Origin of the sequence: Embleya sp. NPDC050154 (genome assembly GCF_044460165.1) — a bacterium.
GTDB lineage: Bacteria > Actinomycetota > Actinomycetes > Streptomycetales > Streptomycetaceae > Embleya.
On sequence record NZ_JBITJP010000007.1, the window covers coordinates 368,051 to 393,109 of the forward strand.

The window sequence follows — 25,059 nt, forward strand, 5'->3', positions numbered from 1 at the left end:
ATGAAGACTATTGCATCGGTTACCACACTTGCCCTGGCGTCGTCCGTCCTGGTCGCCGGCGCGGCCTCGACCGCAGGCGCCGGGGGGAGCGCCGCCGCTCGTGCGCGCGCGTGCGCCGAGGACTCGCTCGTCTACGACGCGCGTGCCCTGCCGCCGATCGCGAGCAGTGTCGTACTCGTCACGGTCACCAACGTCGGCGGCTCGGCCTGCACGATCGACCGCTTCCCGACGGTGACCTTCGCCGGCCTGGACGGCTCGGCGCGGCCGGTTCCGCCGGTGTCGAGCGGGGAGCGGCGGCTCGACGCCGACGGGCGGTTGTACGCGGCCCTGCGCACCGACGACCGCGGCGGCTCGGCGCGCTACGTGCCGAGCCTGACCGTCTCGGCCGATCCTGCGTACGTCGGCAGCACCTTCACCGCGAGCGAGATCGGCGCTCCCGCACCCGGGATCGCGGTCTCCGACCCGATCACCACGCTGTGGCAGGACAGCGCGGACGAGGCGGTGAACGCGCTGCCCAACTGAACGCGGGGAGCGGGGTGCGGGGTCCCGGGCCCCGGGCGTGGGGTGCGGGGCGGGCCGCGCGGGGCGGGGCGCGCGGCCCGGCTGGGGCCCGGGGGCCGGCTTCAGGGCGGATACTTGGGGTCTACCTAAGGAATCTCATGATTCGCAGGACCCGCATGACCATCGGCATTCTCGGCTCCTCGCTCAAGGAGAACGAGCACCGGCTCCCGGTTCACCCGCTGCACGTCGAGCGGATCGCGCCGGACGTGCGCGAGAACCTGTTCCTGGAGGAGGGGTACGGCGAGCGCTTCGGCGTCGCGGACGGCGAACTGGTTCGGCACGTGGCCGGTCTGCTGCCGCGTAAGCGGCTGCTCGCGGAGAGCGACGTGGTGTTGTTGCCGAAGCCGACCCACGAGGATGTCGCCGCGTTGCGCGACGGCCAGGTGCTGTGGGGTTGGCCGCACTGTGTGCAGGATCCGACGATCACCCAGTTGGGGATCGATCGCCGGCTGACGATGATCGCGTGGGAGGAGATGAATCACTGGACCGCGGCAGGCGCGTTCAGCGTTCATGTGTTTCATAAGAACAACGAACTGGCGGGCTACTGCTCGGTGTTGCATGCGCTTGCGCTTGGTGGCGCGACCGGCAGCTATGGTCGCCGGATGCGTGCGGCGGTGCTCAGCTTCGGCGCGACCGCGCGTGGCGCGGTGATAGCCCTGGAGGCGATGGGTGTTTCGGACGTGACGGTGTTGACGGCGCGGGACGCGGTGGCGGTCGCGTCGCCGATGCCCTCGGTCGTGATGGGCCACTTCCAGTCGGGTGAGGACGACCCGTCGCGGTTGGACGCGCTCACCGAGGACGGGCCGGTGCCGCTGGGTGCCCACCTCGCCGGCTACGACATCGTGGTCAACTGCATCCGGCAGGACACCGACGCGCCCTTGACGTTCGTACTGAACCGGGATCTGCCGGCGTATCGGCCGGGTTCGTTCTTCATCGATGTCTCGTGTGACGACGGGATGGGCTTCGAATGGGCCCGCCCGACCACCTTCGAGGAACCGATGTTCACGGTCGGGGACAACTGCCACTACTACGCGGTCGACCACAGCCCGTCCTACCTGTGGGACTCCGCGACGTGGGAGATCAGTGAGGCACTCGTCCCCTATCTCGGCACGGTGATGGACGGCCCGGCCGCGTGGGACGCGGACCCGACGATCGCGAAGGCGATCGAGATCCGCGACGGCGTGATCCGGAACCCGAAGATCCTCAGCTTCCAGGGCCGTTCCGCCTCGTACCCGCACCTCGCGGGGACGGGGACGGGCGCGACTGCGGCGGCGAACGGGTAGTCGGGAGGGTAAGGGGCGCGGATGCGGGTTCGAGTGCTGCGATGTGCGGATGCCGAGCCGAGACGGGTCGTGTTCACGTCCGAGATCGGCGACGGGATCGGTTATTGGAACGTCGGGCCGTGCTTTCCGCAGCAACTCCCGATACAGGGGGAGTGGTACGACGTCGAGGTCGATGCGCCGGAGGACGTCGTGGACTGGACGCGCGTGCCGGTGGGGGTGCCCACCGGGTTCTCGCCCGTGCGGGACGGGATGGCGGTCTCCGGCGCGCTGGAGCGGGTCGGTGGGTCTGATCCGCGCGAGGTCGTGATGCGGCTGGGCCTCGGGATCATCACGATCGACGTGGCCCGAGGGGTCGAGGACCTGTCGGTGGGCGACGTGATCCGCTTCGAGACGCCCTGGCTCGAACTTTGGCCGTACGTGTTGTGAGCACACTCGGCGAAGGCCCTCGTACCCGCTCGGGTACGAGGGCCTTCGCCGGGCCGTGCTGCTGCTCGTCTACTTGTTGTCGTTCCAGTTGGGGCCGTGGGAGCCGCCGGGGCCGGTGCGGCTACGGGGGTGGTCGGCGGGATCGGCGGACCAGGTGGCTGTGGTTTGGTCGGCTGCCCGGGGTTCGTGGCCGGTGTGCTCGGCATGGGCTTCGGCCTGCGCGGCGCGCTCACGGGCCTGGGCGGCTTCCTCGCGGGCGGCGGCGGATTGGCGTTCGAGGGTGGCGCGATCGAGGGCGCGCCGCTCGCGGTTGCGGCGAGCCCGGCTCATTCGCGCCTTGCCGCCCATCATGAGCAGGCCGACGCAAAAGATCAGGCCGAGCGCCAAGCCGGCGCAGAAGATCGCCAACGAGTTGAGCGTGACCATGTCGGTGTCGAAGATACTCACCGTGTACTCGGGCCCACCCGACGTGTTGTAGGCGATCAGCAGAGCCGCGAACGCTCCGGCGCACGCGGCGAGCAGCAGTCCCAGAAGGAACATGGCTTCATCCTTGTCCAGAGGCGGATGATCGTCCCCCGCAGAAAACGCCTACCCGCTCGACCCCACCTCACACGAATACGGGGACGGGGACGGGGGCGGGCGCGATGCCGCGGGGGCGCGGGGTGTGGGGAGCGGCGAGATGGGGACATGGCCGTGCGGTGCGTGGTGGCGTGGGGGCGCGGCCGAGCGGTGGCGCGGTGGACCGGGGGTGCGTGGATGCCCCCAGGGTTTGCGCGAGCGGTCGGTGCCCTGACGGTCCCGAGCCCGGACACTCAGTTGGCGCGGGGCGCGGGGCGCGGGGCGCGGGGCGCGGGATGCGGGTTGTGGGCTGGGGGCTGGGGTGAGGGCGTCGGGGTGAGGCGCGAGGGCGGAGGGGTGGGTGGTGGGAGGTGGTGGGGGTGTTCGGGGGCGGGGCTAGGGTCGGTTGGTCTGGTTGTTGCCTGAAGGGAATGTCCGCGTCATGCGCCTCGCCTTTGCCGGATTCGCGCACAGCCATCCGTTCACGGACGCGGGCGTGGCCCGGGAGTTGGGCGTTCGGCTGATCGACGGGTGGGACGCCGGCGAGCCGGAGCGGTTCGCGGCCTTTCGGGAGCGGCACGAGTGCGAGTCGGCCGGGTCGCTCGCGGAACTGCTCGCGCGCCGGCCGGACGCCGTCGTGGTGACCGTACGGCCGGCGTTGATCGCGGACACCGTGGCCCGGATTCTGCGGGCCGGCGTGCCGTGCTTCGTGAACAAGCCGGCCGCGTCCTCGGCCGCCGCGCTCGTCGAGTTGGATCGGGCCGTGGCGGGCCACGAGGAGCGCTTCCTGACCACGTCCGTGCTGCGCTTCGCGCCGGCTGTGGTCGAGTTGGCCGAGCGTACGGCGGGCCGCCGGATCCTGAGCGCCCGCGCGCTGGTCCGGCACGACATCGCGGGCTTCCTGACGCCCGAGCGCGCCTGGCAGGACGACCCGGCCGAGGGCGGCGGCACTCTCATCTCCCTCGGCCTGCACGGCGCCGAACTCCTGGACGCCGCGGCCGGCCCGGGAGCGCGCGTGCTCGCCGCGACCCGCTCGGTCCTGGTACACTCGACCACCCGCTCGGAGGACGTCGGCGCGATCCTGCTCGGCTGGCCCGACGGCCGCGTGGGCACGATCGAGGTCGCCGGTGTGGGCGGCGACGAGGTGTACGAGGTGGCCGTACAAACCGAGGACGGCGTCGAAATCGCGCGCCTCGGCGGCACCGACTGGCAGGAAGCCCTCGGCTACCGAGCCACGATGCGCACCGTACTCGCGATGGCCGCCGGTGCCCCGTCCCCCATCCCCTGGCACCGCACCCGAGCAGTCCTCACCTGCGCCACAACCGCCGCCACCCTCGCCCGCCCCTGACCCACCCCCGCCGGCTACGAGGCCGAGACCGCCGGCCCCACCGTCGGCACGCTGCGGGCCCAACCCGAAACCCGCAGGACACCACCGGGCCTCGCCCACGCCGCCCCCGCCCACGGGAGCCCGCCGCGCCGGCGTCGCGCAGGCCGTTCGCCAGGGCCGGCCCCGCCGATGCGGCCCGTCCGGGCCGGTTCGCCCGCGCCGGCCTCGCCCGGGGCCGGTTCGCCGGGGCCGGGCCCATTCGCGCCGGCTCACGCACAGTCCGCCCATGTCGGCTTGCTCGCGCCGGTCCCGCTTGTGTCGGTTCGCCGGGGCCGGGCCCATTCACGCCGGCCACCTACGCCGGCCCGGCCCGCGCGGGTCACCCGGGTCGATCCGCTTCGTGCCCGGCGTCCTCGCCTGTCGCCGGCGCCGGCCCGCGTCCGGGCCCGGTACCCGCCCGCGTTCGCGCGGGTCACCCGCCCGGCTTCCCCGCGTGCTGGTTGTGCCTTCCGTGGCACCGTGGCTGCTGCCGCCCGGGACGCCGCGTCCCGTGTCTGTTGTCGGGGGCGGGCTTATCGCGTGGCTCGCGCCGGTCTCGCTGGTTTCGGTTCGCCGGGGCCGGGCCCATTCGCGCCGGCCACCTGCGCCGGCCCGGCCCGCGCGGGTCACCCGGGTCGATCCGCTTCGTGCCCGGCGTCCTCGCCTGTCGCCGGCGCCGGCCCGCGTCCGGGCCCGGTACCCGCCCGCGTTCGCGCGGGTCACCCGCCCGGCTTCCCCGCGTGCTGGTTGTGCCTTCCGTGGCACCGTGGCTGCTGCCGCCCGGGACGACGCGGCCCGTGTCCGTTGTCGGGGGCGGGCTTATCGCGTGGTCAGGGTTGGGGCTTGGGGTGGGTGGTTTTGTGGAGGAGGGGGATTGAGGCGATGAGGAGGATCGGGAGCAGGAGGAAGGCGGTGCGGACCGCCATGAGGTCGGTGGCGAGGCCGAGGAGGAAGGGGGCGCCGCCGGCGGCGAGGGTGGTGGCTACGGCCAGGCGGGAGACGGCGAGGTCGGTTCGGCCGGCGGCGGCGCGGATGGCGGCGGCGGTGGCCAGCGGGAATTGCACGGACATGCCCAGGCCGGAGACGAACAGGCCGACGTAGGCGAGCCAGGGGACCGTGGCCGACCAGAACAGCGCGAAGCCGACCAGGTTCACCGCGACGGCGCCGCCGTACAGCCGATCCAGCGCGATCCGCAGCGCGAGCCGGCCGCCGGCCATGCGGCCCAGGAACAGGCCGGCCACCACGGCGGTCATCGCGGTGGCGGCGGCGCTCTCGGACATCCCGGTGCGATCGCGCAGCAGCGTGGAGGCCCAGAGGGAGAGGGAGAATTCGACCGCCACGGAGCAGACCGTCAACAGCCACGCCCACCAGTAGGCCGTGGGCAGCGGCCCACGCGACTTGCCCGACTCGGGTGACTCGCCGGACCCGCGCGGCTCTCCGGATTCGAGCGACTCGCCCGGCCCAGGCGACCCAGGAGACCAGCCCGGCCCAGGCGACCCGCCCGACCCGGACGGTCCCCCCGACGCCCCGGTGACCGGCGGAGGGGCCGGCGTCGTTCGCGGCAGGTCCGGGATCGGGGTGCGGGCGAAGGCCAGGGCCAGGGTGCCGAAGAGGGCCGGGACCAGGATCATCGCCCAGCGCCAGCCGGCGCCGGAGGAGTCCAGCACGCCGATCAGGAGCGGCGCGGCCATTCCGACGCCGGCCGCGAGGCCGTTTGCCTCGCTCAGGGCGCTTGGTCCGGCGATCGGACCGTGGTGGTCGGCGAGTGCCGTGCCGGCCACGTTGACCACCAGGAACGCGCCGAAGCCGCACAGCAGGGCCGCGCTCAGCGACACCGCCGGCGTCCCCGCCGCGCAGTACGCCAGCACACCCGCGCTCAGCAGCACACAGCCCGCCCACAACGTGCGCCCACGCCCGAACCGACGCATCGGCCGATCGCCCAGCAGTGCGATCAACACGCCCGCCGCCGCGTACGCCGTACTGTGCAGCGCCGCCACCGCGTTGCTCACGCCCAGGTCGTCGCCGAGCAGCGTGACCGAGGGGCCGAAGCAGTACAGGAAGTAGCCGAACGCGGCCATGTGCAGGTACAGCAGCCACGTCGCGCGGTCGCGGGTGAAGCCCGATATCGAGCCGTCGATCACGCGAAATCGCCCACTGTCGTCCTCGTCCGCCTCATGTGGCCCCGTCGCGGATCATCCCGCCCCGCCGGGATCGTATGCGACCGACGGGCACACGCGGGGTATTCGGCCCGCTACCCCCGGTCGAGCGGGGGTCGACCGCCCGCGACCGCCCGCGCGACCGGGCACGAGCACCCGCCCCCCCGCCCACCCGGAACCGACCCCGGCTCAGCCCCCGCTCAGGCCGACGTCCGCGTCCAGCGCGTGCGCAACAGGCGCTCCGCCTCGCCCCCCGGATCGGCCGGCGCCCGGCCGTCCGAGCGCAGTCGATCCAGGCCCAACAGCGCCGCCCCCACCACCGGCGGATCGACCGCGACCCGCAACACCGCCCGCGGCGCGGAACCCAGGATCAGCCGCTCGACCGCCGCCATCAGCAGCGGCGGCCGGGCCGCGAGGACCCCGCCGCCCAGCACGACGTCGGTCTCCTCCGCGAGCAGATCCAGCCGCCGCAGCGCGATCACCGCCATCATCGCGATCTCGCCGGCCTGGCGCTCCACCACCTCGCCCGCCACCGCGTCCCCGGCCTCGGCGATCCGGAACAACATCGGGACCAGTTCGTGCAACCGCTCGCCGGACAGCTCACCCAGGTGCACCGCCTCGGCCACCGCGGTCGCCGACGCCAGACCGAAGTGGTCGGCCGTCGCGCCCGCCAACGCGGTCGCCGGACCCCGCCCGTCCTCGGCCCGCACCGACGACCACATCACCTCCTCCATCAGGCCCAGCCCGCCACCCCAGTCGCCGGTCATCCGCCCCAGCGACGGGAAGCGCGCGGTCCGGCCGTCCGGCAACAGACCGACGCAGTTGATCCCGGCCCCGCACACCACCGCGACTCCGCGCGGGGTGTCGGTACCGGAACGCAGCACCGCGAACGTGTCGTTGCCGACGGTGACCGTACGGGCCCAGCCGCGATCCTCGAACTCCTTGCGCAGCCGCTGCTCCTCCACCGGCAGGTCGATGTTGGCCAGATACGCCGCGATGTGCTCCACCGGCCCGACCCCCGCGGCCGTCGCCAACACGTCCTCGACCAACGCGGCGATGCGCTCGACCGCCACGTCCTGGCCGAGTTGGTATGGCGCGTACCCCGCGCCCCGGCCGCGCCCCCACACCCGACCGTCCGCGTCGACGACCGCGACATCGGTCTTGGAGTTGCCCGCGTCGATCGCGAGCACGGCCGGCACCGATTCGGAGGAATCGGCCCCGCCCTCCGTCACCGGGCCCACGGCAGGTGCTCCTTGCCCGCCGCCAACAACCGGTCGGTGAGCGCCTCGGCGATGTCGTACTGCCCGACCAGCGGGTGGGCGAGCAGCGCGGTGACCACCCGATCGCGTCCACCGCGCAGCGCCGCGTCCAGCGCGAGCTCCTCGTACGCGGCCACGTGTGCCACCAGCCCGGAGTGCAGCGGCCCCAGCGGTGCCACCGCGAGCGGCGTCGCGCCGCTCGCGTCGATCAGGGACGGTACCTCGATCACCGCGTCATCCGGCAGGAACGGCAAGGTGCCGTTGTTGCGCACGTCGGCGACCTGGATCCGGTCGCCCTCGTCGGTGGTCGTGCCCAGCAGCGCGCCGACCAGCGCCACCGCCGCCTCCGAGTAGTAGGCCCCGCCCCGGTTCTCCAGCAGCGCGGGCTTGGTGTCCAGCGTTGGGTCCTGGTACAGCTCCAGCAACTCCCGCTCGATCGCCGCCACTTGCCGCGCCCTCGACTCGGTGTGCCGCTGCTGGGAGACCACCGCGTCGTGCGCGTAGAAGTAGCGCAGGTAGTACGACGGCACGGTGCTCTGCGCGCGCAGCAGCTCCACCGGCAGTTCGATGTCCGCGGCGATCGCCGGTCCGTGCTCGGCGAGCAGCGTCGGGAGCAGGTCCGGGCCCGGCTCGCCCGACTCGTCCAGGACGTGCAGCCCGCGTTCCCAGGTCAGGTGGTTGAGCCCGACGTGGTCCAGCCGCACCCGGTTCGGCGTCACGTCGAGCATCGCGGCGAAGCGACGCTGGAAGCCGATCGCGACGTTGCACAACCCCACCGCGCGGTGACCCGCGTCCAGCAGGGCACGGGTGACGATGCCCACCGGGTTGGTGAAGTCCACGATCCACGCGTTCGGCGCGGCGCGGCGCACCCGTTCGGCCGCGTCCAGCACCACCGGGACCGTACGCAGCGCCTTGGCCAGGCCGCCCGCGCCGGTGGTCTCCTGTCCCACGCAACCGCAGTCCAGCGGCCACTCCTCGTCCTGCCCGCGGGCCTCCTGACCACCCACCCGGAGCTGGAAGAGCACCGCGTCGGAGTCCTCGACCCCCGCGTCCAGGTCGTCGGTCAGCACCACCCGGGCCGGGTGGCCGTACCGGGCCAGAATGCGGCGCACCACCGCGCCGACCGGCTCGAGTCGTTCGATCACCGGGTCCACGAGCACGAGTTCGTCGACCGGCAAGGTTTCGCGCAACCGGCCCAATCCGTCGGCCAGTTCGGGCGTGTAAGTGGACCCACCGCCCACCACCGCGAGCTTCAACCCTTTACTCCCGTCAAAGTCACGCCCTCGATGAACGCCTTCTGGGCGAAGAAGAACACGAGGATCACCGGCGCCATCACGAGGAGTGTGGCGGCCATCATGAGATTCCAATTGACCTGATGTGCGCCCTTGAACGACTCCAGGCCGTAGGACAGGGTCCACGCGCCCGGATTCTCGGACGCGTACACCTGTGGACCGAAGTAGTCGTTCCAGCAGTAGAAGAACTGGAACAACGCGACCGCCGCGATCGCCGGCCGGATCATCGGCACCACGATCGAGATCAGGATGCGCAGCTCGCCGCACCCGTCCACCCGGGCCGCGTCCAGGTATTCGGACGGGATGGTGAGCAGGAACTGGCGCAGCAGGAAGATGGTGAACGCGTCGCCGAAGGCCATCGGGATGATCAGCGGCCACAAGGTCCCGCTCAGGTGCATCTGCTTGGCCCAGAAGATGTACATCGGGATGACGATCACCTGCGGCGGCAACATCATCGAGGAGATCACCAGCATCAGCGCCACGCCCCGGAAGCGGAACCGGAACTTGGCCAGCGCGTAGGCCACCGGCAGGCTGGAGACCACGGTGAACAGAGTGCCGAGTCCGGCGTACATCAGCGTGTTGCGCCACCACGTGCCGAAGCCCGGGGTCTCCATCACCTTCTTGTAGTTGCCCCACTCCCACGAGGTGGGCCACAGGTCGCTGGTCAGCGCCTGCTTGTTGCTCATCACCGAGGTCAGGAACAGGAACACGAACGGCAGGATGAAGAACAGTACGGCGGTGACGGCGAGCGTGTGCACGCCGATCCAGGTCAGTACGCGCTTGCGCCGTCGTGGGCGTGGCGGCGTCCGGGCGGGCGCGAGCGCGGGCTTGATGCCGGCGGCCTCGGCCGTGACGGTCTGGGCCATGGATCCGATCCCTTCTGGGCACGGTGGATCGTCGAACTCGGTTTTCCGGCCCGGGGGTTCCGTGACCGGCGAGGGGCGTGGGCGCGGTGCGCACACACGCTCGGTCGTCGTCGAACAGCCCGTCAGTCGTCGTCGAGCAGGCCCGAGCGGCGGCGCAGCAGCAGGAAGGTGAACGCCATCGCGATCACGAACAGGAGCAGCGAGATCACACACGCGGCGCCCGTGTTGAAGGTGGAGAACCCTTCCTCGTAGACCAGTTGCGGCAGGGTCAGGGTGGTGCCCTGCGGGTAGCCCGGTTCGAAGGACTGGCCGGAGTTGCCGATGATGCCGCTCGCGACCTTCCCGGCCACCATCGCCTGCGTGTAGTACTGCATCGTCTGGATCACGCCGGTGACCACGGCGAACAGCACCACCGGGGTGATCGCCGGCCAGGTCACGTAGCGGAAGCGCTGCCACGGCCCGACGCCGTCCAACTCGGCCGCCTCGTACTGCTCGCGCGGCACGTCCAGCAGCGACGCGGTGAAGATCACCAGCAGGTCGCCGATGCCCCACAGGGCGAGCAGGGTCAACGCCGGCTTGGACCAGTCCGGGTCGTTGAACCAACCCGGTTGTGGCATACCGATGTTGCCGAGCAGGTGGTTGACCGGTCCGGTGCCCGGGTTGAGCAGGAACGCGAAGCCGATAGTGGCGGCCACCGGCGGGGCCAGATAGGGCAGGTAGGACAACGTGCGGAAGAGCCCGCCGCCGCGCTTGAGCCGGATCGCCAACATGCCCAGGCCCAGGCCGAAGATCACCCGCAGGGTGACCATCACCGCAACCAGCCACAGCGTGTTGCGCAACGCCTGCCACAGCGGCGGGTAGTCGTTGAGCACGTAGTTCCAGTTGCGCATGCCCACCCAGACCGGCGCGTTGATCAGGTCGTAGCGGGTGAACGAGTAGTACACGGTCGCGCCGAGCGGATACGCGAAGAAGACCGAGAAGCCGATCAGCCACGGGGACAGGAACGCGAGCGTGCGCAGGTTCCGCCGGCGGCGCTGCCTGCGCAGCGCCGCCGGGACCTTCGCCGCCGCGGGGGCGGTCGTGGTCATCGGATCACTTGACCTGGGCCACGTCGGTGTCGATCTGCTTGTCCAGATCGGCCAGGCTCTTGGTCAGGTCACCACCCTGGCCGGCCTCCCACTTGTAGGCGTACTCGGACAGGGTGACCTGGTACTTGCCGCCGTTGGGGCTGGCCGGCGTGGTGTTGCTGGCGGGGTGCTTGAAGGCGTCGATGAACGGCTTGAAGTGCTCGTCGTTGGCCAGCGGCGACGCGGCCAGCGCGGCGTTGGTGCTGGGCACGTTGTGGATCGCCTGCGAGAAGGCGTTCAGCGCGTCGGTGTCGGTGGTCACGAACTTGACGAACTCCCAGGCGGCGGCCTGGTGGTGGCTGGACTTGGCGATGCCGACGGTGGTCCCGGTGAGGTAGCTGCGGCCGTACTTGTCGGCCTGGTCGTCCGGGACGGGGAACGGCGCGGTGCCGTAGTTCAGCTTCGGCGCGTCCTGGGCGATCATCGCGGTGCGCCACTCGCCGTCCATGGTCATCGCGAGCTTGCCGCTCATGAACGGGTTCTCCGCGGAGAACTCCTCGCCGAACGTGGTGCGGAACTTCTCCAGCTTGTCGAATCCGCCCTGGCTTTCCACGAATTGCTTCTGCCAGTTGAAGAACTGCGGGACGACCGGGTCCTTGGACAGGTTCGACTTGCCGTCGGGCGTCTGGTACGTCGGGCCGAACTGGGCCAGCGTGTGCGCGGCGGAGAACTCGTAGGCGTGGAAGGTCGGCACGAAGCCGGCCACCTTGAACGTTCCGTCTCCGTTGAACTGGTTGAGCTTCTTGGCGGTTTCGGTCAGCTCGGTGAACGTCTTCGGCGGCTGGGTGATGCCCGCGGCGGCGAACATGTCCTTGTTGTAGTACAGGCCGTAGGCGTCGGCGAGTAGCGGCAACGCGCAGCGCTTGCCCTGGAATTGGGTGTAGTCCAGCACCGGCTTGGGGAAGGTCGAGGCCACATCGATGCCGGACTTGGCCAGCCACGGCGCCAGATCGGTCCACGAGCCCGACGTACAGAACTGGCCGACGTTGTCGGTGGTGAACGAGGAGACCACGTCCGGGCCCTTGCCGGAGCGGATGCCCTGGGTGATCTTGTCGTCGGTGACGTTGGAGACGATCTTGACCTTGATGTTGGGGTGCTTCACGTTGAACTTGGCGACCAGGTCCTCGACCGCCTTGGTCTCGCTCTCGGCGCTCCAGCCGTGCCAGAAGGTGATGGTGACCTTCTTGTCGGGCGCCTCGTTCGCACCGGTTCCCGAGCCGCCGTCGTCGCCGGCGCACGCGGAGGCCATCAGGGCGAGCGTGGCGGCACACGCGAGGGTCGTGATGGAACGACGGAGCCGTGGGAGTCTGTGCACTGGGTCCTCCTCCGGAGATGGCTGCGGCGCGGCCGGGACGAGCGGCGCCGGGGGCCTTGCGGTGGTACGGCGGAGCCTGGTCTGCTGGCGAAGTGCCTTGTGGTGCAGGGGTGTTGCGGTCGAGCCGGGATGCCGGTGGTGCCGGCGGTGTCGGCGACGTCGAAGGTGCCGACGGTGCCGGTGGTACGGGTGGGGGACCGAGAGCCGAGGCGGGGCCGGGGCATCGGTCGGTACACACGCGGGTGCGGCCGCGAGGGTCCGGTCTTGTGGCGCCGTGCGGTGGTCCGGTGGTGTGTGCGTGTGTGTGCTGTGCGTGCTGCGCGTGTGTCAGGTCGTGGTGAAGACGACGTCACGCGCGACGTCGAGCGCCGCGTGTACGGCGCCGGTGAGGACGGGGTTGGCGGGTACGTCGCCGAGCACGACGCGCGGACGCGGGATCGCGAGGCGGTGCAACTCGCCCACCACGCGTGAGCGCAACGCCTCGCCGCCGGCCATCGGGATGGCCCCCGACAACACGACGAGGCCGGGATCGAGCACCGAGACGATCACCGCGAGGCCGACCGCGAGCCGGTTGGCCAGCTCGTCGAGGAAGGCTTCACCGCGCGAGTCGGTGGCGCGCACCGCTCGGGCGACCGCCTGCGGCGCGGTACGACTGCCCACCCCGTAGGCGCGGGCCAGGGACAACACGGCAGGCGCGCCCGCGAGTTGCTGGAAGCCGCCGGTATTGCGGCGGCTGACGTCGTGCGGCAGCGGGGCGCCGGGCATCGGCATGTAGCCGACTTCGCCCGCGCCACCGGTGGAACCCCGGTGCAGTCGACCGCCGAGCACGATCGCGCACCCGATGCCCTCGTCGACCCACAGCAGGACGAAGTCGCCGCCGTCGCGCGCGGATCCGTCCCGCTGCTCGGCGAGCGCGGCCAGGTTGACGTCGTTCTCCACGTCCACCGTCAGGCCGAGTTCCTCGCGGATGGCGTCCAGTACGCCCGGGGTGTGCCAGCCCGCGAGGTGCCGGCCGTAGCGGAACTGTTCGGTGGTCGGGTCGAACGCGCCGGGGATTCCGATCACCACGTGGGCGAGATCGGCGAGGTCCAGGCCGGCGGGCCTGGCCGCGGCGCGCACCGCGTCCCGAATCCGGCCGGGAGTGTCCGCCGCCTCGCGGCGCGGCGTGGGCATTTCGTGCTCACCGACCACACGTCCGGCCAGGTCGGCGATGGCCACCCGGATCCGGGCGGGCGTGACATCCAGGCCCGCGACGTGTCCCGCCGCGGGGTTGATCTCGTACAACTGGGCGCCCGGTCCGCGGCCACCCTCGGTGGTGCCGACCCCGACGACCAGGCCGGCCGCCTCCAGGCGGGAGAGCAGCTGTGAGGCGGTCGGCTTCGACAAGCCGGTCATCGAGCCGATCTGGCCTCGGGAGAGCCGCCCGTGCCGCAAGAGGAGTTCGAGCGCGGCCCGGTCGTTGATGGCCCGCAAGAGGCTCGGCCGCCCGGCCTGCTCCCGCCCGGACGCTCCCGCGCCGCGCTCGGTGCTTCCGGCCATGAGCGGTTCTCCCTCTCGTCACTGTTAGGAAACCTTCCTAAGAGTTGTAGAGGAAATTAGGCCCGCCCTCTCGGCACTGTCAAGGGTGTCCGACAAGGTCGTTACCGGACCGCGTCCACCCGTTCGGCGGACCGTGCGGGCGGACGGCGGGAGGCGCGGGCGCGCGGGTGGACGCCATTGGCGCGTCACCGGCACGCGTGCGCACGCCATCCGGGCGCACCGCATGGTTAGTCGGGTGATCTCGGGCAACTCTCAGAGTCCGGCGACTTCTCCGAAGCAGCGCACCGCACACACCGCGCCGGGTTCGGGACGAGGTGCACAGACCGCGGGAGGCGGCGTTGGCCGGCAGTACAGCGACGACCGGGCAGTCGAGCGGGGACTCCTACTCGGAGCACCTCGGCCACGTCATCTTCATCACCGCCGCCGCCGCGATGGGCGGGTTCCTCTTCGGCTACGACAGCTCGGTGATCAACGGCGCGGTCGAGGGCATCCGCGGCAAGTTCGAGCCCGGATCCAGCCTGCTCGCCCAGGTGGTCGCCGCCGCGCTGGTGGGCTGTGCGATCGGGGCCGCGGTCGCCGGGCGGATCGCCGACCGGATCGGCCGGATCAGGGTGATGCAGATCGCCGCCGTGCTGTTCGCGGTCAGCGCGGTGGGCTCCGCGCTGCCGTTCGCGCTGTGGGACCTGGCGATGTGGCGCGTGCTCGGCGGGATGGCGATCGGGATGGCGTCGGTGATCGGTCCGGCGTACATCGCCGAGGTCGCGCCACCCGCCTATCGCGGTCGGCTGGGTTCGTTCCAGCAGGCCGCGATCGTCACCGGGATCGCGGTCTCGCAACTGGTCAACTGGGGCATCCTCAACCTCGCCGACGGCGATCAGCGCGGCGAGTTGATCTTCGGTCTGGAGGCGTGGCAGGTGATGCTGGGCGTGATGGTGCTGCCCGCCGTGCTGTACGGCGTGTTCACCTTCGCCATCCCCGAGTCGCCGCGCTTCCTGCTCTCGGTGGGACGCGTGGATCAGGCCAGGAAGGTACTGGCCGAGGTGGAGAGCGACGACGTCGACCTGGACGCGCGCGTCGCGGAGATCACCGAGGCGATGCGCCGCGAGCACAAGTCCACCTTCAAGGACCTGCTGGGCGGCGGCGGGTTCCTGTTCCTGCCGATCGTGTGGGTCGGCATCGGGCTCTCGGTGTTCCAGCAACTGGTCGGCATCAACGTGATCTTCTACTACTCGGCGTCGTTGTGGCAGTCGGTGGGGATCGACCCGAACAGCTCGTTCCTGTACTCGTTCACCACGTCGATCATCAACATCATCGGCACTGTGATCGCGATGTCCCTGGTCGACCGGGTGGGCCGCAAACCGCTCGCGCTGGTCGGCTCGACCGGCATGGCGATCTCGCTCGGCCTGGTCGCGTGGGCGTTCTCGGCGCGGACCGGCGAAGGCAAGAACATCAAGCTCCCGGACACCGAAGGCACCGTCGCGCTGATCGCGGCCCACTCGTTCGTGCTGTTCTTCGCGCTGTCGTGGGGCGTGGTGGTGTGGGTCTTCCTGGGCGAGATGTTCCCGAACCGGATCCGCGCCGCGGCGCTGGGCGTGGCCGCCTCCGCGCAGTGGATCGCCAACTGGGTGATCACCGTGTCGTTCCCGACGCTGTCGGACTGGAACCTGTCGGCGACCTACGTGATGTACGCGTGCTTCGCGGTCCTGTCCATCCCGTTCGTGCTCAAGTTCGTCCCGGAGACGAAGGGCAAGACGCTGGAGGAGATGGGCTGAGCCCGGCGTCGGCGGCCGGGACCGCACAGCGCGCCGGCGGCCGGGACCCGCGAGTCGAGTCCCGGCCGGCGGAGCGGGTCTCAGCCCAGGTCGCGGCGGCGCAGCGCGGTCAGGCCCGCGGCCGGCAGCGCGAGCGCGAGGGCGAGCAGCCACAGGTACGGCGTGGCCGCGACGTCGGCGCCGGGCAGCTTGGGCAGGTGGCCGAAAGGCGACACGTCCAACACCGCCTGGGGCAGTTTCAGCGCGGGGCCGAGCCAGCCGAGCGCGATCACCAGGCCGACCACGCCCCACACCGCCGGGGCGAGCCTGGGCAGTGCGCCGACGACCAGTACGGCGAGCCCGGTCAGCGCCCACACGGCGGGCGCCTGAGCCAGCACGGCGAGCAGGAGGCGGGGCACCTGGCCGGATACGTCGCCGATGGTGATCCCGTACGACAGACCCATCGCGACACCGCCCGCGGCCAGTACCAGAACCGGGCCGAGGTACGCGATCGCCAGGTGCCCGCCCGCCCAGCGCGCGCGGCCGACCGCGCTCGCCGGCAGTGGTTCGGCCCGACCGCTCGTCTCCTCGTCGCGCAGGCGCAGCACCGCGCCGGCGGTGAACACCACGCAGACCAGGCCGAGCATGTCGACCAGCGTGGACAGGAACGCGTCGGTCAGCGCGACGCGACCGCCCATGCGTTGGATCAGGTCCCGGGTCCCGTCGTTGTCGCCGACCAGGTCCTGCGCGCCGTCGGCGATGCCGCCGAACACCGCGCCGGCGACGGCGAAGCCGACCGTCCAGGCGAGCAGGGTGCCGCGTTGCAGCCGCCAGGCCAGGCCGTACGCCCCGGACAACGACGCGGGCGCGTGCGCCGGGCCCGGTCGCGGCGGCACGAAGCCCGCGCCCAGGTCGCGTCGGCCGGCGAGGGTGTAGGCGAGCGCGACGCAGCCGAGCGTGAGGGCGAGCGGGAGGGCCAGCCGAGGTGACGCGGTACATCGAACGCTTCGCGAGCGAATTGGCCGACGCCGGCATGCAGCGGATGGCCGCGCGCGTGTTCGCCGCGCTGCTCGCGGCCGACTCGGCGAGCATGACGTCGGCCGAGCTGGCCGAAGCGCTGCGGATCAGTCCGGCCGCCGTGTCGTCGGCGATCGCCTACCTGTCCCAGGTCCGGATGGTGCACCGCGAGCGCGAGCCCGGTTTCCGGCGGGACCGCTACCGGCTGCACGACGAACTCTGGTACGAGACCTACGGCGAGCGGGACAAGATGTTGTCCCGCTTCGAGATCGTCCTGCGCGAGGGCGCGCAGTCCCTGGGCCCGGATACGCCTGCGGGCGTTCGAGCCCAGGAATCAGCGGACTTCTTCGCCTTCCTGCAAGCGGAGTTCGTGGGGGTCATGGAACGGTGGCGCAACCGGGAGCGGTAGGCGGGGCGGAGCGAATCCGGCCCGGCCGGCGGTCGAGGCCGAGCGGACGGCGGGCCGGCCCGCCCGGTCGTCTCACCGCGTCCCGGGGGTGATCGGCACGTTGGGACACTGCGCGCCCAGCTTCTGGAGCATCGCGAGTTCGGTGGTGTCGACGGCCAGGTCGTACTTGGTCTTCACGGTCACCCAGTCGGTCAGGTACGTACACCGCGCGCCCTCGTACGGCGGCAGCCACGTACCCGGGTCCTGATCGGCCTTCGAACGGTTGTACTTGGCCGTCACCGCGACCAACGCCCGAGGCTGGTCGAGGTCGTTCGCGTATTGCTCGCGCAGCTGCGGCGTCCACGCGGACGCGCCCGAGTCCCACGCCTCCGCGAGCGGCACCATGTGGTCGATGTCCAGGCCGGACCCGCCGTCGACGTAGGCGTCCTCGTAGTAGGAGTACCAACGGCCGCCCGTGAGCGCACACTTGGCGCCGATCTCGGGCGGGGAGACGGCTTCCTCGAGCAGTACTTCGGCGCGTGTCGTACATCCGTCCTTGTCCGCGTCGACCCAGTGCCGGAACGCGGCTCGGTCGTAGCCGGAACGGTCCTCGTCGGCCACCCGCAGGTCCGCGATCGCGTCCCGGAGCGGGATGCCCGCGGCGGCCTCGCTCGTGCCGGTGCTCTCCGCGGGCCCGACCGATGCCGCCGCGCTCGTCGTGGGGGCGAACAGCAGCGCGCCCACGCTCGTCGCCGTCACCAGGAGTGCGGCCGTCCGTCGTCCCATTGTGATTCCCGTGTGCATCATCGCGTCGTCCCAGAGTCGCCGTGACAGGTCCGCTCGTGTTGTAGCGATTCCTGTTGTAGCGATCGGGCGGCCCGCGGCCGGCAACGGCGCGGTTGCACCACTCGAAAGAGTGGTCCCGGGCGGGGCATTCGCCGGTGGCTGATCGTGATGGGTGGGGAATGGCTTCGGTGGCCTCGCCGTCGTCGGAGCGGGCGGGCGGGCGGCCGGCGGTCGGAGTCCCGGCTCGATCGTCGTGGTCGAATCGGGGGACGTGGACTACGCCTTGGCCGGTGGCAGTGTGTGCGCCGTCGCTCGGCGGCTCGGCCGCCGGCCGCAGTGGTCACGGGTGGGGTCCGCCTGTGATGCCGTCCAAGACGGTGGTCAGGTTGTGTTTGAAGGTTTCCTCGGGGCTGAGGTGGGCGCCGTCGATGACGAGTCGGGCGACGGTGGGGTACCGGCCCGTTTTCAACATGCGCGTGAGGTAGGGGCCGAGGCCGGCCTGAAAGGCGGCTTCGTCGGTGCCGGTGGAACGGGCGGTGCGTCGCTCGGTGACCTCTCTGCGGATCGCTCCGATGATGAAGCCGTTGAGCGCGCCCAAAGCCCGCTGAAGATCGTCGATGTCGCGCACGGCGGGGGCCTGGCTCAGTGCCGCCGCGGTCGCTTCGCCCACGGCGAGCGCGTGCGGTCCCAAGTGTGGCCTTCCGCCGAGCAGGTCGGAAAACCACTCATGGTCAAGGGCGGCATCGCGGGTCGCGTGGGCGATGGCCAGTACCGTGGCGCGCCACGCGGAGTGCGGGCCGACCTCGGCGATCCGGGCATAGACGACGTCGACCATCAGATCGAGTAGTTCGGATCTGTTGATCACATAGTCGTAGAGCCGCATCGGACCGACACCGAGCTCTTTGGCGATCTTGCGGACCGACAGGCCGTCGAGCCCCTGCGCGTCGGCAAGCCGGATCGCCGTAGTGGCGATCCTCTCGCGGCTCAACGGCACCGGCGCCGCTCGCGGCTGAGGTTCGGGCCGTTCCCAAACGGACAACACTTCACTACCGTACGGTGTATCCATGAATACAGTGTACGGTAAGGGGATGGGAATGCGAATCGCTGTCACCGGTGGCGGCCTTGGCGGCCTGACGCTGGCGCGGATCCTGCATCGGCACGGCATCGACGCGGTGGTGTACGAGCGCGAGGCGAGCCGATCCGCGCGGCCGCAGGGCGGCTCGCTCGACCTGCACCCGGAATCCGGGCAACAGGCCCTGGCCGAGGCGGGTCTCGCCGGCCGGTTCCGGTCGCAGGCGCGGCCGGAGGGCGAGGAACATCGCATCCTCGATCCGAGTGGACGGATCCTGATCCACCATGTGCCGCAACCCGGCTCGTTCTCCGGACGTCCCGAGATCGACCGGAGGGCACTGCGTGATCTTCTGCTCGACTCCCTTCCCGGCGAGACGGTTGTCTGGCGGCGTCGGCTGGTCGCGGCCGCCCCCCGACCCGAGGGAGGCTGGGAACTGACATTCCAAGACGGCCACCGCACCGACTGCGACATCCTCATCGGCGCGGACGGCGCGCGCTCGGTCGTCCGGTCGTTGCTGACCGACACGCAACTGTCCTCCGTGGCCACCCTCGTCGAGCTGAGCATCGAAGACGTCGACCGGCGTCACCCCGATCTCGCCGAGCTGGTCGGCCCCGGCAACCTGTGGTGCGTCGGCGTGAACCGGATCCTGGCAGCGCAACGCCTCGGTGACGGCGGCATACGGGTCGGGATCTCGCTGCGCGCAGACGATCTCCCCATCGACACATTCCGCAGTAAGCGCGCTCTGCTGGACATCTTCGGTGATTGGGACCCACGCCTTACCGCACTCATCGAGGCCGGCGACGGCGCGCCGACGCCGCGCCTGATCGAAACGATGCCCATCGGTACGCGCTGGGCCGGCCGGCAGGGTGTCACCCTCATCGGCGACGCCGCGCATCTCATGCCGCCGGTCGGCGAGGGCGCCAATCAGGCCATGCTCGACGGCGCCGAACTCGCCGGCCGACTCGCCGCCGACCCCGCCGACCCGGACTCGGCGATCCGGACGTACGAGGAGGTGATGTTCGCCCGGATTCACCCGATCGCCGAAATGTCCGCACGAGTCCAGGCGATGATGTTGTCCCCCACCGCGGCGGAGGACATCGTCCGCTTCTTCACGGCCCGGCCGGCCGAACCGGCACCCGCGCACACGCCCCGAGGCTGATCGTCGGGGCAGCCCCAACCGCCGTGAACGCAGCGGATCCCGTGCGTGCGCGGGTATGTGGCGGGCCGCCGGTCGGATGGTTCCGTGCCGCCCATCCGCTGCCGTGGTGCGGGCGGATCGACAACGGCCCGAACCGCTCGAACGCGAAACGGCGTTGCGGGAACCAGGCAGTGGTCGTCTCGACCCGCATCACCCGGTGGAGGTGTCGGCGTTTCGGTCGGCGCCCGATGCGGTGTCCGGGGATGGCGCCCCGGGGCGCGAGGTCGGCCAGGCGACGTCGTCGACGGTCAGAAACGGCTCGGCGGTCACGGTCGTCGGGGTCAGGCCGGTGAACGCCGCGACATCGCGATGCAGGTGGGACTGATCGGTGTAGCCGCCGTCGGCGGCGACCCGGGCCGCGGTGTCGCCCGCCACCAGGCGGTGGACGGCATGGTCGAAGCGGACCAGCGTTGCGGCACGCTTGGGCGGCATTCCGACCTGCGACCGGAATCGGGTCCACAGGCGCTTGCGGCTCCAGCCCAGTTCAGCCGCCAGTCCGTCGATCCGCACCCGGCCACGGGAGGCCACGATCCGGTGCCAGGCCCGGGCCACTTCCGGATCCACCCGCGACCGCGCCTCGTATCGGCGGGCGATCAGCGCCTCCGTCAACGCGAAGCGGCCTTCCCACGAGGGGACTTCGGCCAACTGTTCGCGAACCCGTGAGGCTTCCCGGCCCCACAGGTCCGCCAAGGTCACCAGCGTGCCGTCCAGGTCGGCGGGGCCGACGTCCAGAACCGTGCGGGCCATCAGCGGAGACAGGCGGACCTGCACGCACGCGACGTGTGCGCCCCAGGCCCGGACCATCCCTCCGCAACCGAACCCGGGTCCGGCGACGACACTTCCCAGATGCCGCCGCCCGGCGCCGTCGTCCACGACGGACGGTGCCGCTCCGAACTCCAGTACCAGCATCACGGCCGGGTGCGGGACCACCCGCAGTCCACCCGCGAGCGGGCCGGGGACGCTGAACCCGGCCATGTCGACACCAGCCATCCGGCTGGGCCGCCGTGGACGTGCCACGTCCCACGCGGCCGGCGCCGCACGCACACCCGAGGAGGACCGCATCGTCACATGCTACGCAGAGCCGGAGGCGGAACATTCCCGCGGTCCGCCGGCAGGCCCCGACCGCGCCCACGAGCGGGTAGAGGAGGCCGTCCCGTGGCTGGGCGGGAGCGCGGGAGCCTTGCGGCGGCGGGGCTATCGAGGGGTCGCGTGGGGCGTGGTGCCGTTGAGGATGACGTCGATCGTGGTGGTTACGAAGTGGTCGTCGAGGGGGAGGCGGCGGAAGACGAGGTGTAGCCAGGCGGCGCCGGCGATGAGGTCCATGAGGAGTATCGGGTCGGTGTCGGGGGCGAGTTCGCCTCGGGCGACGGCACGTTCGAAGAGGGGTTGTTCGCGGGTCAGGCGGTCGGCGAAGAACTCGCGGGTGTGGTCGGCCAGTTCGGGGCTCTGGGTCACCGCGCCCAGGGTTGCGACGGCGATGTCGGACGTCGGTGGAGTGGTGAGCAGCGCGACGATGCCGTTCATCAGGCCGATCAGGTCGCCTCGGAGGCTGCCGGTGTCGGGTAGGGGGAAGTCGAGCCGACCCGCGCCGGTGAGTGCGGCGCCGAGGAGGGCGCCCTTGGACGGCCACCAGCGGTAGATCGTGGTCTTGTTGACGCCGGAGCGGTCGGCGACGCCTTCGATGGTCAAGCCCTCGTAGCCCTTGGTGGCGAGCAGGTCCAGTGTGGCGTCGAAGATCTCCGGGGACCTGCGCGGACCTGCGGCGCGGGTCGCCGTCGTGCGCTGCTCGTTGCCGTTCATGGCACGAGACTAGCAGCGAATGCAACGCGACGGTGCGTTGCACTTGGTGTTAGCGTGGCCCACATGAAGCCTCACGAGCGCACACCGCCCGCTGTCGTCCCGGACGTCCACCCCGACGGACCCGCCGCGGGGCGGGTGAACCGATGACGGAGGAACGCACCTGGGACGTCGAGGAAGCCCTGGCCGTCGCCCTCGCACCGGACGCCGCGTACGCCGTCGTCGCGGACGTCCGGCGGATGAAGGACTGGAGCCCGGAGGTGATCCGGGTCTGGACGAGGGGGCGCCGCTTCGTCGGCGTCAACCGCAGGGGGCCGTGGGTCTGGTTCACCACGTGTCGGGTCGTGATCGCCGATCCCGGCCGGGAATTCGCGTTCGACGTCACCTCGTTCGGGCTGCCGATCGCGCGCTGGGGCTATCGGTTCGCGGCGGTGGAGGGCGGGACGCTGATCACCGAGTACTGGAGCGACCATCGCCGCACCGGATGGCGCCGCAGGGTCGCCGAGTTGCTCGGATTGGTCTTCACCGGTACGCCGCCCGCACAACGCGCCGCCCGCAACCGCGCGGGCATGCGCACGACCCTGGTACGGCTCCGCGCCGCGTGTGGAGGAGCCCCCTGACCCCGCACCCCGCGGCCCCGCGCGGGGCGTCCCCGGCCCCCGTGCGGTTCGGCAGGCGCAGGGGCGCGGGTGGCGACGAGGCTGTGGCCGCCGGATGCCACCCGGGGATCGGTTCACCCGCACCAGTCGAAGCAGCCGAACCGGTCGAACCCGCGACCCGCCCACCGGCGGAAGGCCCGGTCAGCGCGCGGGCTGTTTCCGTGGGTGATAGAGCGCCCGGCAGCGGTCCGGGTCCGGCGGGGCGTCCGCCGGGATCGCCAGGAAGTGCTCGAGTTGCCAGGTTCGGGTCCGGTCGGCCTGGCGGTTGGTCGTCGTCACCCACGGCGGGTAGACGCGGAAGGCACGTTTGCCGCCGGTTCCGTGCGTGGACAGGATGCCCCGGTCCCGCAGAACGGCCTTGGGGAAGACGAACTGGCCGAAGTGGTCGCCCTGGCGGGTGCCGACCACGACCAACTCGACCGGGTCCTCGGCGGCCAGGGGCTCGATCGGGCCGGCCGCCGAGCGCCGCCACAGCGTGACGAACTGCCCGACCTTGGTCGGTGTGGTCCTGGCGACCCGGAAGCGGACCTCGACGCCGTCGACGGTGAACACGTGGGCGCCGTACTCCGCGTTCTCCGGCTCGGGCACCGGCGCCGAGCACACGAACCCGTTCGGGTCGTAGACCAGGGCCTTCGTCGCGACGAGGTCGGCGGGCAACGAGCCGTCCACCGGCCAGGGGCAATCATCCGGATTCGGGCGCATCGCACCATCCTGCCACCGCCCGCCGACGCCGGCCGCGGCGGGCCGAACGGTGTGCCGCCCGTGGGGGGTGATGCCCGGACGGCGTGCCGGCGAACAGCCGCCGGCGAACGGTGTCCCGGCCGAACGGTGTGATGCCCGGTAGGCCGAACCGCGGCCTACCGGGCATCACAAACGGGGAAGATCGGGTGCGGACTCGCTCAGCAGGCGCCGAGGTCGACCCACACTCCCCACTGCCCGGTGGTCCCGGGAACCTCACCCTGGGTCCACCACTTGGCACGGTAGGTGTGGCCGTTGTACGAGACCACGCTGCCGTTGGTGTAGACCGTGTTCGCGTTCCACGCGGGTGCGGTGCAGCCACCGGGGCCGTTACCGACGGTCAGCGTGTACGTGGTCGAGTGCACGACCGACCCGGTGCCGGTGATGGTGATCGGGTAGGTGCCGGGGGTGGTGCCGGCCGCGACCGTGATGGTCACGGTGGCGGAGGAACCGGACTGCACGGACGTCGGGTTGATGGTCACACCCACGCCGCTCGGGGCCCCGCTCGAGGTGAGGGACACGGTCTGCGCCGCGCCGCTCGTGGTGGCCGTGTTCACCGTCGTGGTGCCCTGGCTGCCGACCTGGATGGTGCCGGCGGCCGGGACGGCCGTGATGGAGAAGTCGGGCCCGGGCGTGGTGCCGCCGACCGCCGTCTTCCAGATGGCGTAGGCGATCCCGTCGGCGTTGCGGTTGAGCACCGTGGCGTCGACGTTGGCGGTGGTGTCACACGCGGAGTGGTAGCAGGAGTCGTACGAGGCTCCGGCCTGGCCGCCCCACTTCGTGGCCTGCGCCGAGGTCTTGGTGGCGCTGGCGCCGGCCGCGTAGCCGGAGGTGGGGATGCCGCCCTGCTGGAAGGAGTAGTCGTCGGATCGGCCCTGGCCCTCGACGTTCTCCTCGGGACGCAGGTTCAGCGTGTCCCAGTACGCCTTCAGCGGTGCGGCGGTGGCGGAGTTGATGTTGTTGATGAAGTAGCCGGCGTTGCGCGAGCCGACCATGTCGAAGTTGTAGTAGCCCTTGATCGCGCTGCGCTGTGTGGCGCTGAGCTGACCGACGTAGAACTGCGAGCCCTGCAGGCCCTGTTCCTCGCCTGCCCACCAGCCGAAGCGCACGTGCTTGGTCAGGCTGGGGTTGGCCTGGGCGAGCGCGAGGGCGTTCTCCAGGAGGGTGGCGGAGCCGGAGCCGTTGTCGTTGATGCCGGGTCCGGCGGAGACGCCGTCCAGGTGGGCGCCGAACATGACGATCGAGTCGGCGGGGCCGCCCGGCCAGTCGGCGATCAGGTTGTTGGCGCGGTAGGTGCACGAGGTGCAGGTCTGCTCGGTGACGGTGTAGCCGGCCGCCTGGAGCTTGCCCTTCACGTACGCCAGCGACGCGGTGTAACCGCCGGTGCCCGAGCGGCGGTTGCCGCCGTTCTGCGAGGCGATCGTGCCGAACTGGGACAGGTGCGCTTGTACGTTGGCGACGCTGATGTCCGGCGGGTCGATCGGGTTGGTGGGCCCGCTGGAGACGGTCAGGTTGTACTGCGCGGTGTGCGTGACACTGGTGCCCGTACCCGTCACGGTGATCGCGGTGGTGCTCGACGGTGCCGAGGCGCTCGCCGACAGGGTCAACACCGAGGTGCCACCGGCTTGCACGGTCGCCGGGTTGAACGACGCGGTCACGCCGGACGGCAGCGGACCCGCCGACAGGGTGATGTTCTGCGCCGCGCCCTGGGTCACGCTGGTGGTCACCGTCGTGGTCGCGGTGCCACCGGGCGCCACGCTGCCGCTGGTCGGACTGACCGCGATGGTGAAGTCGGGACCCGGATTCACGTTGCAGGTGGGGTCGTTCGGCTGCGCCGGCAGGCTGACGGCGTCCCACGCGGCCTTGGTCTTGTTGAACAGGGCGCAGGTGGGGTCGAGGGTCTTG

At 71.3% G+C, this 25,059-nt stretch carries 23 protein-coding genes; 8 read left to right on the top strand and 15 right to left on the bottom strand.

Annotation, left to right across the window (positions count from 1 at the left end; translation table 11 throughout):
- The 3 genes from ACIBSV_RS18025 to ACIBSV_RS18035 all read left to right on the top strand — a co-directional run bounded on the left by ACIBSV_RS18025 (position 1) and on the right by ACIBSV_RS18035 (position 2,270).
- A complete protein-coding gene (locus tag ACIBSV_RS18025) occupies positions 1-522 on the top strand; it encodes a DUF4232 domain-containing protein (protein WP_395864014.1) in 522 nt (173 codons plus the stop codon).
- A gap of 137 nt (positions 523-659) precedes the next feature.
- Positions 660-1,844 carry a N(5)-(carboxyethyl)ornithine synthase gene (locus ACIBSV_RS18030; RefSeq protein ID WP_395864016.1) on the top strand — a complete coding sequence of 395 codons (1,185 nt, stop codon included), beginning with the start codon at positions 660-662 and terminating at the stop codon, positions 1,842-1,844.
- 69 nt (positions 1,845-1,913) lie between these two features.
- The gene (locus ACIBSV_RS18035) at positions 1,914-2,270 is read left to right on the top strand and encodes a hypothetical protein (RefSeq protein WP_395864018.1); all 357 of its coding nucleotides are present in this window, start codon (positions 1,914-1,916) and stop codon (positions 2,268-2,270) included.
- A 69-nt stretch (positions 2,271-2,339) separates the two neighbouring features.
- Here the strand turns inward: ACIBSV_RS18035 and ACIBSV_RS18040 are convergent, their stop codons facing one another.
- Positions 2,340-2,810 (bottom strand): hypothetical protein, encoded by a 471-nt coding sequence (locus tag ACIBSV_RS18040; RefSeq protein ID WP_395864019.1) that lies wholly within the window; start codon positions 2,808-2,810, stop codon positions 2,340-2,342.
- A gap of 460 nt (positions 2,811-3,270) precedes the next feature.
- Here ACIBSV_RS18040 and ACIBSV_RS18045 point away from each other — a divergent pair, with 460 nt between their 5' ends.
- Positions 3,271-4,176: a Gfo/Idh/MocA family protein gene (locus ACIBSV_RS18045; RefSeq protein WP_395864021.1), complete on the top strand. Its 906-nt coding sequence runs from the start codon at positions 3,271-3,273 to the stop codon at positions 4,174-4,176.
- Positions 4,177-5,024: 848 nt separating this feature from the next.
- Here ACIBSV_RS18045 and ACIBSV_RS18050 read toward each other — a convergent pair.
- The 7 genes from ACIBSV_RS18050 to ACIBSV_RS18080 form a co-directional block, all read right to left on the bottom strand.
- A complete protein-coding gene (locus ACIBSV_RS18050; RefSeq protein WP_395864023.1) occupies positions 5,025-6,335 on the bottom strand; it encodes an MFS transporter in 1,311 nt (436 codons plus the stop codon).
- 215 nt (positions 6,336-6,550) lie between these two features.
- Positions 6,551-7,591, bottom strand: coding sequence for an N-acetylglucosamine kinase (locus tag ACIBSV_RS18055; RefSeq protein WP_395864025.1), 1,041 nt, complete (start codon positions 7,589-7,591; stop codon positions 6,551-6,553).
- The gene (locus ACIBSV_RS18060) at positions 7,579-8,865 is read right to left on the bottom strand and encodes a 6-phospho-beta-glucosidase (RefSeq protein ID WP_395864027.1); all 1,287 of its coding nucleotides are present in this window, start codon (positions 8,863-8,865) and stop codon (positions 7,579-7,581) included. The genes ACIBSV_RS18055 and ACIBSV_RS18060 overlap by 13 nt, the downstream gene beginning before the upstream one ends.
- The gene (locus ACIBSV_RS18065) at positions 8,862-9,767 is read right to left on the bottom strand and encodes a carbohydrate ABC transporter permease (RefSeq protein WP_395864029.1); all 906 of its coding nucleotides are present in this window, start codon (positions 9,765-9,767) and stop codon (positions 8,862-8,864) included. The genes ACIBSV_RS18060 and ACIBSV_RS18065 overlap by 4 nt, the downstream gene beginning before the upstream one ends.
- A 122-nt stretch (positions 9,768-9,889) precedes the next feature.
- Complete coding sequence (locus tag ACIBSV_RS18070) at positions 9,890-10,855, bottom strand: carbohydrate ABC transporter permease (RefSeq protein WP_395864031.1); 966 nt, start codon at positions 10,853-10,855, stop codon at positions 9,890-9,892.
- A 4-nt stretch (positions 10,856-10,859) separates the two neighbouring features.
- Positions 10,860-12,143 carry an ABC transporter substrate-binding protein gene (locus ACIBSV_RS18075; protein WP_395864076.1) on the bottom strand — a complete coding sequence of 428 codons (1,284 nt, stop codon included), beginning with the start codon at positions 12,141-12,143 and terminating at the stop codon, positions 10,860-10,862.
- Between the two features lie 393 nt (positions 12,144-12,536).
- The gene (locus ACIBSV_RS18080) at positions 12,537-13,748 is read right to left on the bottom strand and encodes an ROK family protein (RefSeq protein WP_395864033.1); all 1,212 of its coding nucleotides are present in this window, start codon (positions 13,746-13,748) and stop codon (positions 12,537-12,539) included.
- Positions 13,749-14,086: 338 nt separating this feature from the next.
- On the opposite strand from ACIBSV_RS18080, the gene ACIBSV_RS18085 reads away from it, so the two are divergent.
- Entirely contained in the window at positions 14,087-15,520 is a 1,434-nt protein-coding gene (locus ACIBSV_RS18085; protein ID WP_395864035.1) for a sugar porter family MFS transporter, read from the top strand.
- An 80-nt stretch (positions 15,521-15,600) separates the two neighbouring features.
- Here ACIBSV_RS18085 and ACIBSV_RS18090 read toward each other — a convergent pair whose 3' ends face one another.
- Entirely contained in the window at positions 15,601-16,395 is a 795-nt protein-coding gene (locus tag ACIBSV_RS18090; protein ID WP_395864037.1) for a hypothetical protein, read from the bottom strand.
- A gap of 137 nt (positions 16,396-16,532) precedes the next feature.
- Here ACIBSV_RS18090 and ACIBSV_RS18095 point away from each other — a divergent pair, with 137 nt between their 5' ends.
- Complete coding sequence (locus tag ACIBSV_RS18095; RefSeq protein ID WP_395864078.1) at positions 16,533-16,925, top strand: GbsR/MarR family transcriptional regulator; 393 nt, start codon at positions 16,533-16,535, stop codon at positions 16,923-16,925.
- 72 nt (positions 16,926-16,997) lie between these two features.
- Here the strand turns inward: ACIBSV_RS18095 and ACIBSV_RS18100 are convergent, their stop codons facing one another.
- On the bottom strand, positions 16,998-17,690 hold the full coding sequence (locus ACIBSV_RS18100) for an HNH endonuclease family protein (protein WP_395864039.1): 693 nt from the start codon (positions 17,688-17,690) through the stop codon (positions 16,998-17,000).
- A gap of 340 nt (positions 17,691-18,030) precedes the next feature.
- The gene (locus ACIBSV_RS18105; protein WP_395864040.1) at positions 18,031-18,756 is read right to left on the bottom strand and encodes a TetR/AcrR family transcriptional regulator; all 726 of its coding nucleotides are present in this window, start codon (positions 18,754-18,756) and stop codon (positions 18,031-18,033) included.
- A 28-nt stretch (positions 18,757-18,784) separates the two neighbouring features.
- On the opposite strand from ACIBSV_RS18105, the gene ACIBSV_RS18110 reads away from it, so the two are divergent.
- Positions 18,785-19,921 (top strand): FAD-dependent oxidoreductase, encoded by a 1,137-nt coding sequence (locus ACIBSV_RS18110; protein WP_395864042.1) that lies wholly within the window; start codon positions 18,785-18,787, stop codon positions 19,919-19,921.
- Positions 19,922-20,110: 189 nt separating this feature from the next.
- Here ACIBSV_RS18110 and ACIBSV_RS18115 read toward each other — a convergent pair whose 3' ends face one another.
- Positions 20,111-20,935, bottom strand: a complete 825-nt coding sequence (locus tag ACIBSV_RS18115; protein WP_395864044.1) for a helix-turn-helix domain-containing protein — start codon at positions 20,933-20,935, stop codon at positions 20,111-20,113.
- A 219-nt stretch (positions 20,936-21,154) separates the two neighbouring features.
- On the bottom strand, positions 21,155-21,760 hold the full coding sequence (locus ACIBSV_RS18120; protein WP_395864046.1) for a TetR/AcrR family transcriptional regulator: 606 nt from the start codon (positions 21,758-21,760) through the stop codon (positions 21,155-21,157).
- Between the two features lie 143 nt (positions 21,761-21,903).
- Between ACIBSV_RS18120 and ACIBSV_RS18125 the strand changes: the two genes are divergently transcribed.
- A complete protein-coding gene (locus ACIBSV_RS18125) occupies positions 21,904-22,377 on the top strand; it encodes an SRPBCC family protein (protein WP_395864048.1) in 474 nt (157 codons plus the stop codon).
- 180 nt (positions 22,378-22,557) lie between these two features.
- Here ACIBSV_RS18125 and ACIBSV_RS18130 read toward each other — a convergent pair whose 3' ends face one another.
- Together ACIBSV_RS18130 and ACIBSV_RS18135 are read right to left on the bottom strand one after the other, a co-directional pair.
- Complete coding sequence (locus tag ACIBSV_RS18130) at positions 22,558-23,118, bottom strand: MepB family protein (protein ID WP_395864049.1); 561 nt, start codon at positions 23,116-23,118, stop codon at positions 22,558-22,560.
- A gap of 197 nt (positions 23,119-23,315) precedes the next feature.
- Positions 23,316-25,059: M28 family peptidase (locus tag ACIBSV_RS18135; RefSeq protein ID WP_395864051.1), on the bottom strand; the 1,744-nt coding region annotated here is incomplete at its 5' end.

Bases quoted from the DNA above. Each gene is read 5' to 3' on its own strand.
- ACIBSV_RS18130 (WP_395864049.1), bottom strand. From the start codon at position 23,118: ATGCGCCCGAATCCGGATGATTGCCCCTGGCCGGTGGACGGCTCGTTG.
- ACIBSV_RS18115 (WP_395864044.1), bottom strand. From the start codon at position 20,935: ATGGCCGGGTTCAGCGTCCCCGGCCCGCTCGCGGGTGGACTGCGGGTG.
- ACIBSV_RS18045 (WP_395864021.1), top strand. From the start codon at position 3,271: ATGCGCCTCGCCTTTGCCGGATTCGCGCACAGCCATCCGTTCACGGAC.
- ACIBSV_RS18025 (WP_395864014.1), top strand. From the start codon at position 1: ATGAAGACTATTGCATCGGTTACCACACTTGCCCTGGCGTCGTCCGTC.
- ACIBSV_RS18070 (WP_395864031.1), bottom strand. From the start codon at position 10,855: ATGACCACGACCGCCCCCGCGGCGGCGAAGGTCCCGGCGGCGCTGCGC.
- ACIBSV_RS18110 (WP_395864042.1), top strand. From the start codon at position 18,785: ATGCGAATCGCTGTCACCGGTGGCGGCCTTGGCGGCCTGACGCTGGCG.
- ACIBSV_RS18105 (WP_395864040.1), bottom strand. From the start codon at position 18,756: ATGGATACACCGTACGGTAGTGAAGTGTTGTCCGTTTGGGAACGGCCC.
- ACIBSV_RS18080 (WP_395864033.1), bottom strand. From the start codon at position 13,748: ATGGCCGGAAGCACCGAGCGCGGCGCGGGAGCGTCCGGGCGGGAGCAG.
- ACIBSV_RS18120 (WP_395864046.1), bottom strand. From the start codon at position 21,760: ATGAACGGCAACGAGCAGCGCACGACGGCGACCCGCGCCGCAGGTCCG.
- ACIBSV_RS18040 (WP_395864019.1), bottom strand. From the start codon at position 2,810: ATGTTCCTTCTGGGACTGCTGCTCGCCGCGTGCGCCGGAGCGTTCGCG.
- ACIBSV_RS18125 (WP_395864048.1), top strand. From the start codon at position 21,904: ATGACGGAGGAACGCACCTGGGACGTCGAGGAAGCCCTGGCCGTCGCC.
- ACIBSV_RS18100 (WP_395864039.1), bottom strand. From the start codon at position 17,690: ATGGGACGACGGACGGCCGCACTCCTGGTGACGGCGACGAGCGTGGGC.
- ACIBSV_RS18075 (WP_395864076.1), bottom strand. From the start codon at position 12,143: ATGGCCTCCGCGTGCGCCGGCGACGACGGCGGCTCGGGAACCGGTGCG.
- ACIBSV_RS18095 (WP_395864078.1), top strand. From the start codon at position 16,533: ATGCAGCGGATGGCCGCGCGCGTGTTCGCCGCGCTGCTCGCGGCCGAC.
- ACIBSV_RS18065 (WP_395864029.1), bottom strand. From the start codon at position 9,767: ATGGCCCAGACCGTCACGGCCGAGGCCGCCGGCATCAAGCCCGCGCTC.
- ACIBSV_RS18030 (WP_395864016.1), top strand. From the start codon at position 660: ATGATTCGCAGGACCCGCATGACCATCGGCATTCTCGGCTCCTCGCTC.